The sequence below is a fragment of the Nitrospira sp. genome (assembly GCA_030692565.1).
Taxonomy (GTDB): Bacteria; Nitrospirota; Nitrospiria; order Nitrospirales; family Nitrospiraceae; genus Nitrospira_D.
In genome coordinates, this window is record JAUYAO010000029.1 from 65,800 (window position 1) to 78,306 (window position 12,507).

Below are 12,507 nucleotides of genomic sequence, written 5' to 3' on the forward strand. Positions count from 1 at the left end.
CGCGCCGAGCAGTATATTCAAGCCTGGCGAGATTTACATCATTCAATCCGGACAGACTCGGGACAAAGGACTCCCGGAATCTTTACTCAAGCTGTGATAAATTACCGCCATGTCGGCACCGGCCTCCTCCTTCAATCACGGAACACGAATGCCTCCCCTGCGCAGCCTCGTCGTCGGCTCTCTACTCCTGCTTGCCACGTTGACGGGCTGTCAGCTCTTCAGTCCCAAAGCGCCGGTCCCGGGGGTCACGTCCAAGAGCCGGCTCTATACGTCAGTCGTCGACCGGCTGGCCCCGATGGTGCAACCAGACATCGAAAAGCAGCAAGGCCCCCAACAGACCCGCGTCCTCGCCACCCATGCCATCGGTCGCGACGTGCCGGCGCGGTACAAGCGGCGCATCGCCCTGCAAAGCCTCACCGATCCCTGGGCCGGCTTGTCCGCGCTGGAGCACCAGGGACTGTTGATGGCGGAACTCGGCGGCGGCGGCACGGACAATCTGCCCGCATTGCTGGATGTCATGGAGGCCGCCGTCGACCGCACCTCCGAATACTTCAAGCCGATCCCCTTCCCGGGCACGACCGCCCAAAAAGAAATGGTCAGCTTCCTCACCGATACGCTGGACGATGCCGCCATCCAGCGGGAGAAGGCGCTGGCCAATCTCTCCGACGACGAGCGACGGTTCCTCTTCAAACACGCGCGGACCCTGGCCGACCAATTTTCGCCCCGCTCGAACGAGCCGGCCCAGGAACGGGCCGCGCATCTCAAGCTGGAGGCGGAGTTCGCCCGCCTCGTGGATGAACAGCTCGACTATGCCGCGCTGCTCGCGGCGGCGCAGACCGTGGCGCGCTTGGGCAACGAAAGCCTGCTGCAACGCCTGGCCCTCGCCTTCCAACATCGTCCTCCGGTGGCACAACCGCCGCCGGGCATCACCGGCGACGTGCTGTTCGTCCAGCAGACCCGCGACGGCTTGATCGTCATCGGCGGTCCGGGCGTCAACACTTACGACCTGGACCGGCGCGTCCTCCTCGTCGTCGACCTCGGCGGAGACGACACGTATCACGGGATGATCGCCTCATCCGGCGACATCGAGCATGGCATCGGCGTGGTGATCGATCTGAGCGGCAACGATACCTACACCAGCGACCCGCTCGGCCTGGCTACCGGACGGCTCGGCGTCGGACTCCTCATCGATCTGGCCGGCGACGACGTCTATCAACTCGACCAGGGGTCCGGCGGCACCGGCTTCGCCGGCATCGGGATCCTCTTCGACCGCACCGGCAACGATGTGTATATGGGCAACCGGTTTACCCAGGGCGCGGCATTCGGCGGACTCGGTCTCTTGGTCGATCTGGCCGGCAACGACCGGTACACCAGCCACGCCTTCGCCATCGGGTTCGGCGGCCCCTTGGGAATGGGCGCCGTGATCGATCGGGCCGGCAATGACGTCTATCAATGCGGCGACAAATATCCCGGCTCGTTGAATCCCCAGGAAGCGCCGACGGCCAAGCCCGGCGACCCGGCCTTTCAATATCTCTGCTACGGCATGGGCAGCGGCGCCGGCGTCGACGGCGGCAGCAAGAAAACCGACGCCCTGCTCCTGAATCTGGCCGGCGGCCTCGGCTATCTCATCGATCTCGAGGGCCAGGATCAGTATCGCAGCGGCAACCTGGCGCAAGGCGCCGGCCATTACTTCGGACTCGGCGTGGCGCTCGATCTCGGCGGAGACGACAGCCGCGCAGGCGGACGCACCAGCCTGGGAGCCGCCGGCCACTATGGCATCGGCCTGCTCGTCGATGCGCAGGGCACGGATCGCTACACGCCCTCCGGTCCCAAGTACACGATCAGCGGCACCTACGACCGGAGCGTGAGTCTGCTGCTGGATGGCGGGACGGGATCAGACACCTACGACCTGACCCGCAGCACGGGGCTGGGAGATGCCGAGAGCGAATCCTGGTCGCTCTTCATCGATGAAGGCGGAGCCGATCGCTACAGCGGCCAATCCGGACTGGGCCGCGGCACCCCCGACAGCCTCGGCCTGTTCTTCGATCTCGCCGGAACGGATACCTACGACACCTCGTCCGGAACGCCTACCGGCACCACCTCAGGCCGCGGGAACGATCGGACGATCCGGGCCACCGGCAGCCTCTTTCAAGACCGCTGACCGGCCGCCGCTCGCCTCTGGGTCTGTCTATTCGCGCAGTGACCCGGACATCTTCACGCCTGCCCTTGACTTGCCCGATCCCCGATCTATCTCTGCTCTCACACGCTCACCCATCGTGTCTCTGCTCAAGGATGAGAGAGAGAAAGGACTCAACATGGACAGCGAGACCAAAGTGCTGACCCTTCCCATATTACCGATCAAGCGAACCGTCTTATTCCCCGGCGTCATGATGCCCCTCACCGTCGGTCGCGAACGATCGATGGCGGCGGTGCAGGCCGCGATGAAGACCGAAGAGAAGATGATCCTGGTCGTGGCTCAGCGCGACTCGCAGACCGAAGAACCGGGCCTGAGCGACCTCTACACGATCGGCACCAAAGCCATCATCAAGCAGATCGGCCAATCCTCGGAAGGCGCGATTCACGCGTTTGTCCAGGGTGTGGACCGCGTGGCGATCATTGAAGAAACCCAATCGACTCCCTATGCGATTGCCCGGGTCCGGGCGCTGGACCGCCCCTCGGAGACCGGCACGGAAGTGCAGGCCATGCATCGGGCAATTCAGGAGCTGGTGACAGAACTCCCGAGGGTGATCCAAGCCCCTGGCATGCAAGAGGCCAGCGAAGCGTTAAGCCATGAAGATGATCCGGTAGCGCTCGCCTATCGAGTGGCCTCACTGGTCAACCTCAGCGTGGCGGAAGAGCAGAAGCTGCTCGAAAGCACCGCGACGCTGGATTTGCTGCGCGCCCTCTATGTGGCCTTGTCCAAGGAGATTCAGATCCTCCAGCTCCGCGACAAGATCACCAGCGATGCGCAGGCGAAGATCGGCAAGAGCCAGCGCGAATACATGTTGCGGGAGCAATTGAAAACGATCCAACAGGAACTCGGCGAATCCGACAGCGACGACAGCGATCTTGCCCTGCTCAAGAAGAAAGTGGCGGAGGCGGACCTCCCCGACCATGTGCGGAAGGAAGCCGAGCGCGAGCTCGGACGCCTGGCCAAAGTCCCGCCGTCATCGGCGGACCATCAGGTGCTCCGCACCTATCTGGAGCTGGTGCTCGAATTGCCCTGGAAGAAGGCGTCGGAAGATTCACTCGCCCTGGCGAAAGTCCGGCAGGTGCTCGAAGAGGATCACTACGGCATCAAAGAAGTCAAAGAACGGATCGTGGAGCATCTCGCGGTCTTGAAGCTGAATCCGTCGGCCAAGGCGCCCATCCTCTGCTTAGTCGGCCCTCCGGGTGTCGGCAAGACGAGTCTGGGCCAATCGATCGCCAGAGCCATGGGCCGGACGTTCGAGCGGCTCAGCCTGGGCGGCGTGCACGATGAAGCGGAATTGCGCGGCCATCGCCGCACCTATGTCGGGGCGTTGCCTGGCCATATCATTCAAGCCGTACGGCGGGCCGGGGTGAACAATCCCGTGCTCATGCTCGATGAAGTCGACAAGATGGGGCGCGACTTCCGCGGAGACCCGGCTGCTGCGCTTTTAGAAATCCTCGATCCGGCGCAGAACCACACGTTCCGCGATCACTATCTGGATCTCCCCTTCGATTTGTCGAAGGCGTTTTTCATCACGACGGCGAATACCCTCGACACCATCAGCCAACCCTTGTTGGACCGGATGGAGATCATCCGCCTGCAAGGCTACAGCGAACACGAGAAGGCGGAAATCGCCAGGCGTTATCTCTGGCCGCGACGGTTGAAGGAAGCAGGCTTGAATGCCGAACAGGCGCTCTTGTCAAACGAGGTCTTGAATCTCGTCACCAGCCGGTACACACGCGAAGCCGGTGTGCGCCAGCTGGAGCAAATGCTCGGCCGGTTGACGAGAAAAGTGGCCTTAGCCTTCGCGGAACTCCCGGAAGGTCAGGAACGCCAGCCGGTCACCATTCGCCCGGATATGCTGGATGAATGGCTCGGCTCCGAACGGTTCATGCCGGAAGAGGCGCGAAAGAATCTGCCGCCCGGAGTGGCGACAGGCTTAGCCTGGACCCCGGCGGGAGGCGATGTCCTCTATATCGAAACGACGCTCCTGCCAGGCAGTCATGAACTGACCCTGACGGGACAGCTTGGCGATGTGATGCAGGAATCAGCACGCGCGGCCCGGAGCTATCTCTGGTCGCATGCCGAGAGCATGGGGCTCGATATTTCGAAGTTCAAACGCAACGGGGTCCATATCCATGTGCCCTCAGGCGCGATTCCGAAAGACGGCCCGTCAGCCGGTATCACGATGGCCACGGCACTGGCGTCCGCCTATGTCGGAAAAGCCGTCCGCAGCGATACGGCCATGACGGGAGAAATCAGCTTGAGCGGGTTGGTGCTGCCGGTTGGCGGCATCAAAGAGAAGGTTCTAGCGGCCCATCGCGCGGGCATCCGGCGGATCATTCTGCCGAAGGCCAATGAGCGGGATCTGAAAGAAGTGCCACAGGAAGTGCGCGACCAGCTCACGTTCATTCCGGTGGAACGGATCGAAGAAGTCCTGCCGGCGGCCTTCAATCAGGACATCCCCGCAGCCCCACCGGCTGAACGGGATGAACCGCTCGCCACCTCGACCGCGTCGTAACACAGTCGGCCCCGGGGAAATCCGGGGCCGACACACCCCCATCCCGCAGCCCCGTACTGACTCAGAGTAGCAGTTGTGTATGCTGCCGAGCTCACTCAGATTCTTTGACCCATTGAGTCGAGCTTGTTATCATGAACTAGTCAACGCGACAGGAGAAGCAACTCGCTTCGGGAAGGTCATCTATGCGCTACGATCGAATCAGCATCGATCCCCACATCTGCAGCGGAAAGCCGTGCATCCGAGGGACTCGGATCATGGTGACGAATATTCTTGGCTTGATAGCAGGCGGCTACACGAACGATCAGATTCTCCAAACCTATCCGGAGCTCACCCGTGAGGATGTGGCATCGGCGTTAGACTATGCCAGCCACGTAATCGATGAAGACAAAGTGATTCCCCGTGCCTGAGCCGCTCACCGTCCTGCTCGATCAAAACGTTCCCCGGGCCATAGCGCAGTGGCTTCGCACCCGTCGCCCTCACTGGACGATTCACCACACCTCAGATGTCGCCTTGTCCGGACAGCCTGATGAAGAGATCTTCATCTGGGCGCAGAGCCGACAAGCCGTCATCATCACCTTCGATGAAGATTTCGCGGATCAGAGATCCTTTCCAGTCGGCTCCCATGCCGGCATTATTCGACTCCATGTTTGGCCGACAACGATTGAGGAAACCCAGGAAGCACTTCACCGGCTTCTCGGGGAAATACCGGATGCGGAGCTGGCTCGAGCACTGGTGATCGTTGACCGTGACGCCATCAGAATCAGACGGCCCCAATAGCCTAGCCTCAGCCTCTGGCGTAATGCGGGGCAATCAACACTCACCTCTTCTCACTCTCCCATCAACGTCTTGAGCTGCGCTTCCATGCCTTCGGCCCAGACTTGATAGCCCTGTTCATTGGGGTGCAGCAGATCCGGCATGAGGTCTCGCTTCAGGCGCCCGTCTCGATCCAGGAACAAATGCCCGAGATCCAGATAAACCAGGTGCTGACCGTCGGCGAATCCGCGAAGACGATCATTGATCGATCCGTTCGAGAGCCGAAGTGAATCGCGCGCCGCCGCGCCTCGCGGGAAGATGCCGAGCAGCAGAATCTTGGTCTCCGGGAGCTTCGCTCGCAAGAGCGTCACAATCGCCTGCACCCCGGCAGCCGTCTCCTCCGACGGGTCGTTCCTCGTCCCTGAGTTGTTCGTGCCGATCAGGACCACCGCCACCTTCGGGTGGATGCCGTCAATCTCTCCGCGCTGCAACCGCCACAAGACCTGCTCAGTCCGGTCGCTGTTGAATCCCAAGTTCACCGCCCGGCGATGGGCATAGTAGCGCTCCCACACCCGCCGCCCCTCGTCGCCCCACCCCTGCGTGATGGAATCGCCGATCATGAGGAGATCCACCTCCCCCTGTCGCACGCGCGCCACATTGCGCTCATGTTGAGGCATCCACCAGCCGGCCGTCTGTGGAGCGGGAACAATGGCGGGAACGTCACGATCAAGGGCAAAAACAGTCGCAGCCGAAAAACTCGCCCAGATGGAAAGGGCAAAGAGAAGCAGAACGAAGGCAGACCGGAGCGTGCGCGTCATGGGGGTCTACTGTAGCAGATTCAGACTGGGAGAGGCCTGCGCAGGCATGCGCGGGCACTGAAAAGGTCGGCGGAGATCAGTCAGGTCGGTTGCGCTGATACCGGAGCGAGTAGTGCCCACATTTCATGCACACGACTTGGAATGGCGGGAGAGATGGGTCGTAGAGCTTGTGGATATACCCCATCGGCACCGTCGAGTCAGGGTAGCCTTGATTGACCTGCGTGTCGAGCGGCCTCCCACACTGGCCATTCGCACAGTTTACAGTTTGGGGAACGATGGGAGATTGTGTAGTCATAGACGTACCATAGCAGGGTCTTCAGGCCAAATGTAAGGGGCGCCGGTTTCAAAGAGTGGCAGAAGGCCAGAGTGCGCGAGGAGCTCACCGTCATTCCGGTGGAGCGGATCGAGGAAGTCATGTCGGCGGCCTTCAATGAAATATCCCCACTGCCCCACCGGCTGAACGGAATGAACCGTGAGCGACCTCGACAGCCCCGTAATCTCAAGAGGCCCAGGCTCAAACCAGGAGCCTACCTTGTTGCCTCAAGAACTTCTCCCCCTCAAGCTTCCCTCGGTCGTGTTCGTCAATTCAAACAATGCTTTCTGACTTCATTACCTCTTTCCATCAGCCTTCTCAACTCAAGGTCCTAAACACGTGCATATAGGGATGGACCAACATGCTCTAAAAAAGTAGAATGTCTGTCAGTCACTCATCGGCGTATCTAACACTAGCGTCATGCTCATTCATTCAGTGATTACACGATACAAAGGTTAGTACGTTCCTTCCATGTCTAACGCTACCCTCACAGATGCTCGGAAACGGCAAGGAGAGATTGGCCAATTCCTCACGCCTCTACCTGTGGCGGACTTCATGGCCTCGTTGTTCGGGCCCCTTCCTGACACGGTGCGCTTGCTGGATGCTGGGGCAGGAGCGGGAGCCCTGACCGCATCGTTCGTTTCACAGGTGTGCAAACGACGAGGTACCGTTCGCGCCATCGACGCCACGCTCTATGAAAGTGACCCCTTCATTCAAGATGCGCTCTCCAACACCATGCGGGACTGCAAACAGGCCTGCAAAACAGCCGGGATTCAATTCACCTTTGCCATCCATGAGGCCGACTTTATTCAAGAAATGGCCCCGTTGCTTGGTGAACATTTATTCGCGCTGTCTCCGCCCACCTTCGATGCAGCGATTGCGAATCCGCCCTACCGGAAGATCAGCATCGATTCAGCCGAACGACGTGCGTTGCGCACCGCCGGAATCGAAACAAGCAACCTCTACACAGGGTTTATAGCCCTCATTCAGAAACTGCTAGCTCCTACAGGGCAGATTGTTGGCATCACACCACGAAGCTTTTGCAACGGGCCCTACTTTCGCCCGTTCCGCGAGGACTTCCTGGGCAATCTGGAGCTTCACCAGCTCCATGTTTTTGAATCCCGCAATGCCGCTTTCCGAAATGACAGCGTGTTACAAGAGAATATTATCTTTCATGCAGTAAAGGGTCGAAACCAGCCACGAGATCTAGTGATCTCCAGCAGCAGCGGAGAACATGGAGACGTGGTTACAGAATCGGTACTGGCGTTCGATGAAGTAGTCCATCCACATGACAAAGAAAAGTTTATCCACATTCCTTCGTCACCCTCGCACACAGCGGCTAAGAAAAGCATGGGCGGCCTCCAGGCAAGCCTTGCCTCTCTGGGCATCTCCGTATCGACCGGACGTGTTGTAGACTTTCGCCTCAAGAATTCTCTGAGACAGGAAGCCCAAAAGGGGACCGCGCCTCTCGTCTATCCCTGCCATTTCGACGCGGGCAAGGTGCGCTGGCCGAAGGCCCCATCTCGCAAACCAAATGCTATTCTCGTCAATGACGACACTCGCCCATGGCTTGTACCTTCCGGCGTGTATCTGCTTACGAAGCGCTTTACATCTAAAGAAGAACGTCGCCGCCTCGTCGCCTGCCTATTCGACCCAGACAGCGTAGAGGCAGAGTGGCTTGGATTCGAGAACCATCTGAACTATTTTCACGTCAATGGACAAGGACTCGAACGTAATCTTGCCGTTGGGCTCTTTGCATTCCTGAACTCTACAGTTGTCGATCAATACTTTCGCCGTTTCAGCGGACATACCCAAGTGAACGCAAGCGATCTTCGGAAGCTGCCCTATCCTGACCGCGACACCTTACTCGCAATTGGTCGCAACATGACCGCGCTCGATCTATCCCAAACAGACATCGACAAACACGTCTCTACCCATCTCCATGCCTGCAAATAAATCACACAGCAAATCCGCCAACAGAAAGTGCCGTCTCGCCGAAACGATCGCCGTACTAACGGCCTTACAGTTTAATCCCAAGCAACGAAACGAGACTGCCGCCTATACGCTCCTAGCCCTCCTCGATCTACGGCCAGATATTTCGTGGGCAGACGGACAAGCTCCACTCCGTGGCATCACCCCTATAATTGATTTCATCGCCAAGATATACGGTGTCCGCTATGCACCCAACACACGTGAAACAATTCGCGATGACGCCGTCAAATTCTTCGTAGCGGCAGGCTTACTCCTTCGTAATCCCGATGACCCCAAGCGTCCCACAAATAGTGGGAAGACGGTGTATCAAATAGAGCCATCGGCATTAGCCTTACTACGCAAGGTTGGAACCGGTGAGTGGCAACCGGCCTTAAAGAAGTACCTCGCTAGCCGGGAAGATCTAACCAACGAGATTGCCAGAACGAGACACTTGACTCGCGTACCCGTCACGCTTCCCGATGGTTCGCAGGTCGCTCTTTCCCCTGGCGGCCAAAATCCACTGATCAAGTCGATCATTGAGCATTTCTGTGCAACGTTCGCTCAAGGCGGGGTGGTGCTGTATATCGGCGACACGGAAAACAAATTCGTTCATCTTGAGGCGAAACACTTGGCCGCGCTGGGAGTTGAATTGAATTCCGCCGCGAAGATTCCTGACGTGATCGTCCACGACAAGGCAAAGAACTGGCTGTTGCTTATCGAGGCCGTGACCAGTGCGGGACCTGTTGATGGAAAACGCCGTAAAGAGCTAAAGCAACTGTTCGCTGGATGCAAAGCCGGATTGGTTTTTGTGACTGTTTTTGAAAGCCGCCGCGTTATGCAATCCTTCTTGTCGTATATCGCCTGGGAATCAGAGGTTTGGATCGCCGAAGATCCCGACCACATGATCCACTTCAACGGCGAGCGTTTCCTTGGCCCTTATCCGGACGCAATACCAAAGCGAGACACAAAAAAGTAATCCTTCGCATCAGCCTGTTTGCGCCTGATGTCAAAGCACAAATAAGCGTCAGGTTGAGGTGGCCAGGAATTGACATCCCCCTTTGAACAGGGACAGGATTCCCCGATGGGGTAGCGCTTCGCAGCCCTCTCACTCAATCGCCTCCGGAAGAAAGGATAAGCCTCCAACTTTTCTGCAAACTTCCAATGTTTGTACAATTAGATCGGTGTCTTAGCGTACACAGTCCATGGCCGATGTTTACAATCTCCACCGCTTTCTCAACGCGCAAGAGCGCGTCTATGACACAGTCCTTGCTGAGCTGCGGGCCGGGACAAAGTCGAGTCACTGGATCTGGTTCATCTTTCCTCAGATCGCCGGTCTTGGTCGCAGTGGCACAGCGCAGCAGTTCGCCATCACTTCCCTCGATGAGGCCAAGGCCTATCTGCAACACCCCCTCTTAGGTTTCAGACTCAGAGAATGTACGCAGCTTATTCTCGATGTGGATGGACGCAGCGCTGAGGAGATCTTCGGCTATCCGGACCTTCTCAAATTCCGGTCCTGCATGACCTTGTTTTCGACCGCGACCACCGACAACGCCCTCTTCAACGCCGCCCTCCTCAAACATTTCCACGGCAAGCCCGACCAATCGACACTTGATATCCTGGCACAGCAAACGTCCTAGCAATCAGCGGGGCCATTGCCTGACTGTGTATTCGGGCTCGACCGCGCCAGCGACTCCGCCACGTCATCGTGGTCGGAATCGTTACTCTGGCAAATGCGGGAATCTGACAGATGACGACAGCACGGATGGTGCTCTTGTCTTGTTAGGAGACGCGCAGGATGGATGGACCTGGAGTACGAGCGCACACAGGTTTCGCTGACAACACGCTTCAGCCAACCTCGATCGTCAGATCGTTTAAGTGCTCCATCCCGAAGCACATCATCGTGCAATAGATCTTATAGCTCTGCGCCCCCTTGTCCCCGGCGATAAACTCAAGGCTTGTCTCTCTCTTCTTGAGACTGAGCTCCTGTGTTTCCGCAACGATTTCCTTGCCGCTATGAAGAGCAAAGGCGTGCACGAATCCCTGTTGATCCTGAGCGTTGCGCATCATATCGCGCAAGACTTCAGAGGTCTTCTCGTCGAACAAAAATGTGAGGCGCACCGATTCGCCCTTCTTGACACGGAAGGGCGCCGCAATGATCTGGCCATTGGAATCACGGAACCCGTCTTTACTGACCTTAATCTTGAACTCCACATTGGGAGTCCCCGCCCCCGCATGAAGCGCGCAGACGGCTGAAAACAATACTGCGAGACACAGAGCTAATACTCGTTTCAAAATCTTGTCCTCCGTTAAAAGTGACACACGTTATGGCGTCGAGATGATCGGAATCTCCCGTGCCGATTCTTCCCGAAACTCTTCCATCTTTTCATGAAGCGCATTCAGAATTTCAGGGTTCTTTCTGCAAGCTTCGTTGCACTTATCCCCCAGGTGCAGAATGGAACAGTCCTCCAGCACGGTCAGCTTCCCGCGCACGCCATTCATCTCGAAGCTGACTTTCACTGCCTCCTGGTGCAGAGGACAGATCGTCTCGACGGCAACGACGTCCTTGACGGAATTCGGGTGCTTTGCAAACAAGTCTGACATACGGGCTCCTCGCTATGTGGTGGGTTACGAAGATTGAAGAAGAGTAGCTGTGCTTCACACTACCAGTACGCAGCGCTTAGTGCAAATTTCATGGACGTTTTGATGAGGTAGGAAACGATTCCTGAAATCATGTCGCAGCGCATGGAGCGTAGAGCACACGTCACCAGCGGAGCAAGGTCGCACGGTTCTTTCTTCCCTCATTTCCCAAGTTCAGGTCTTGTCATCCAATTGACTTTCGATTCTCTGGCGCCTGAAACGCCTTAGCAATACGTGCTGCCATTGCCCCGTAGTCAACCCCCTGCTCCATCCTTGACTCCCTTATCCCTCCTGCGTACTCTGCGCCACAAATGACTGTGCCGCTGCCTACCCCTCAAGACCCGTCATTCATCCATCAAAGCCTGCTCTTTTCCTACACTCAGGCAAAAACATTGGCACGTCCCCTAATCGCAGTGGTAACATAACAGTTACTATATCTATGGCAGAGATACGCGTACTCGAATATCTCGATTTGCAGTCCCGCTCACCCTTTGCCGCATGGTTCGAAGGGCTCAATGCCGTTGCCTCGGCAAAAGTTGCGACGGCGCTGTATCAGCTCGGTGCGGGGAATTGGTCGAATGTGAAAGGGGTTGGGGCCGGAGTCTTCGAGCGAAAGATCGATGCGGGACCAGGCTATCGAATCTATTTCGGCAAGGACGGTGACCGCCTCGTGATCCTGCTGGGTGGCAGCACGAAACAACGTCAGCAACAGGCTATCGAGACGGCCAAAGAACGCTGGGTCGACTATCGCCGTCGTACCACCACCAAGAAGACGTAACACAGAACGGAGCGACCTATGGCACTCACACGGGAATTTAGAAACACCATCGCGGCTCGCGTGGAACATGACCCGCGTTTTCGGGAAGCGCTCTTTACAGAGGCGCTCAACGCCTACTTTGCAGGCGACACCGCCGTGGGCAAAGCCATCCTACGGGATCTCGTCAATGCCACTGTAGGGTTTGAAGAGCTGGCCCTGACGCTCAAGAAACCAAGCAAGAGCTTGCATCGGATGTTGGCCCCGCGTGGCAACCCCAGCACGGACAACTTCTTTAGCATCGTGAACGCGCTTCAGAAAAAGGCCCATGTCAAATTGCGCGTAACGGCAAAAGCCAGATGAGAGAGCACTGGCCAGTCTCACATGGCCAACGGACTATCCATTCGACTAGGAGCCTGTCCGACATTGATCTGAGCACAGCCTGCTCTTCCTCGCGGATCCAGACTTCGCACGGCGCACACGGATGATCCTTGGCGGTTGGTGGCACCGCTGGGCGGTCCGCTTTGCCTGCTGGCTTCTGCCCAATGC

The 12,507-nt window shown here is 57.9% G+C and carries 12 protein-coding genes; 9 read left to right on the forward strand and 3 right to left on the reverse strand.

The features are described from left to right. The first annotated feature begins 148 nt into the window (after positions 1 to 148). The 4 genes from Q8N04_07160 (at position 149) to Q8N04_07175 (ending at position 5,489) form a co-directional block, all read left to right on the forward strand. The gene (locus tag Q8N04_07160; protein ID MDP3090439.1) at positions 149 to 2,161 is read left to right on the forward strand and encodes a hypothetical protein; all 2,013 of its coding nucleotides are present in this window, start codon (positions 149 to 151) and stop codon (positions 2,159 to 2,161) included. Between the two features lie 154 nt (positions 2,162 to 2,315). Then, positions 2,316 to 4,712 carry an endopeptidase La gene (gene lon / locus Q8N04_07165; protein ID MDP3090440.1) on the forward strand — a complete coding sequence of 799 codons (2,397 nt, stop codon included), beginning with the start codon at positions 2,316 to 2,318 and terminating at the stop codon, positions 4,710 to 4,712. Positions 4,713 to 4,894: 182 nt separating this feature from the next. Further along, entirely contained in the window at positions 4,895 to 5,119 is a 225-nt protein-coding gene (locus Q8N04_07170; GenBank protein ID MDP3090441.1) for a DUF433 domain-containing protein, read from the forward strand. Further along, positions 5,112 to 5,489: a DUF5615 family PIN-like protein gene (locus Q8N04_07175; protein MDP3090442.1), complete on the forward strand. Its 378-nt coding sequence runs from the start codon at positions 5,112 to 5,114 to the stop codon at positions 5,487 to 5,489. Before Q8N04_07170 ends, Q8N04_07175 begins: the two co-directional genes overlap by 8 nt. A 50-nt stretch (positions 5,490 to 5,539) precedes the next feature. Here Q8N04_07175 and Q8N04_07180 read toward each other — a convergent pair whose 3' ends face one another. After that, positions 5,540 to 6,283, reverse strand: a complete 744-nt coding sequence (locus tag Q8N04_07180; protein ID MDP3090443.1) for a GDSL-type esterase/lipase family protein — start codon at positions 6,281 to 6,283, stop codon at positions 5,540 to 5,542. A gap of 784 nt (positions 6,284 to 7,067) precedes the next feature. On the opposite strand from Q8N04_07180, the gene Q8N04_07185 reads away from it, so the two are divergent. The 3 genes from Q8N04_07185 (at position 7,068) to Q8N04_07195 (ending at position 10,204) form a co-directional block, all read left to right on the forward strand. Beyond that, positions 7,068 to 8,552, forward strand: coding sequence for an Eco57I restriction-modification methylase domain-containing protein (locus Q8N04_07185; protein ID MDP3090444.1), 1,485 nt, complete (start codon positions 7,068 to 7,070; stop codon positions 8,550 to 8,552). Further along, a complete protein-coding gene (locus tag Q8N04_07190) occupies positions 8,539 to 9,543 on the forward strand; it encodes a BsuBI/PstI family type II restriction endonuclease (protein ID MDP3090445.1) in 1,005 nt (334 codons plus the stop codon). The genes Q8N04_07185 and Q8N04_07190 overlap by 14 nt, the downstream gene beginning before the upstream one ends. Positions 9,544 to 9,769: 226 nt before the next feature. Then, positions 9,770 to 10,204, forward strand: a complete 435-nt coding sequence (locus tag Q8N04_07195; protein ID MDP3090446.1) for a DUF1810 domain-containing protein — start codon at positions 9,770 to 9,772, stop codon at positions 10,202 to 10,204. Positions 10,205 to 10,412: 208 nt separating this feature from the next. Here Q8N04_07195 and Q8N04_07200 read toward each other — a convergent pair whose 3' ends face one another. Together Q8N04_07200 and Q8N04_07205 are read right to left on the reverse strand one after the other, a co-directional pair. Then, a complete protein-coding gene (locus Q8N04_07200; protein MDP3090447.1) occupies positions 10,413 to 10,859 on the reverse strand; it encodes a hypothetical protein in 447 nt (148 codons plus the stop codon). 30 nt (positions 10,860 to 10,889) lie between these two features. After that, complete coding sequence (locus Q8N04_07205; GenBank protein MDP3090448.1) at positions 10,890 to 11,168, reverse strand: hypothetical protein; 279 nt, start codon at positions 11,166 to 11,168, stop codon at positions 10,890 to 10,892. A gap of 475 nt (positions 11,169 to 11,643) precedes the next feature. On the opposite strand from Q8N04_07205, the gene Q8N04_07210 reads away from it, so the two are divergent. After that, on the forward strand, positions 11,644 to 11,982 hold the full coding sequence (locus tag Q8N04_07210) for a type II toxin-antitoxin system RelE/ParE family toxin (GenBank protein MDP3090449.1): 339 nt from the start codon (positions 11,644 to 11,646) through the stop codon (positions 11,980 to 11,982). A gap of 18 nt (positions 11,983 to 12,000) precedes the next feature. After that, positions 12,001 to 12,321: a transcriptional regulator gene (locus Q8N04_07215; GenBank protein ID MDP3090450.1), complete on the forward strand. Its 321-nt coding sequence runs from the start codon at positions 12,001 to 12,003 to the stop codon at positions 12,319 to 12,321. Positions 12,322 to 12,507: the final 186 nt, after the last annotated feature.

Coding starts and splice junctions, on each gene's coding strand:
- Q8N04_07160 (MDP3090439.1), top strand. CDS start 149: ATGCCTCCCCTGCGCAGCCTCGTCGTCGGCTCTCTACTCCTGCTTGCC.
- lon (MDP3090440.1), top strand. CDS start 2,316: ATGGACAGCGAGACCAAAGTGCTGACCCTTCCCATATTACCGATCAAG.
- Q8N04_07170 (MDP3090441.1), top strand. CDS start 4,895: ATGCGCTACGATCGAATCAGCATCGATCCCCACATCTGCAGCGGAAAG.
- Q8N04_07180 (MDP3090443.1), bottom strand. CDS start 6,283: ATGACGCGCACGCTCCGGTCTGCCTTCGTTCTGCTTCTCTTTGCCCTT.
- Q8N04_07185 (MDP3090444.1), top strand. CDS start 7,068: ATGTCTAACGCTACCCTCACAGATGCTCGGAAACGGCAAGGAGAGATT.
- Q8N04_07190 (MDP3090445.1), top strand. CDS start 8,539: ATGCCTGCAAATAAATCACACAGCAAATCCGCCAACAGAAAGTGCCGT.
- Q8N04_07195 (MDP3090446.1), top strand. CDS start 9,770: ATGGCCGATGTTTACAATCTCCACCGCTTTCTCAACGCGCAAGAGCGC.
- Q8N04_07205 (MDP3090448.1), bottom strand. CDS start 11,168: ATGTCAGACTTGTTTGCAAAGCACCCGAATTCCGTCAAGGACGTCGTT.
- Q8N04_07210 (MDP3090449.1), top strand. CDS start 11,644: ATGGCAGAGATACGCGTACTCGAATATCTCGATTTGCAGTCCCGCTCA.
- Q8N04_07215 (MDP3090450.1), top strand. CDS start 12,001: ATGGCACTCACACGGGAATTTAGAAACACCATCGCGGCTCGCGTGGAA.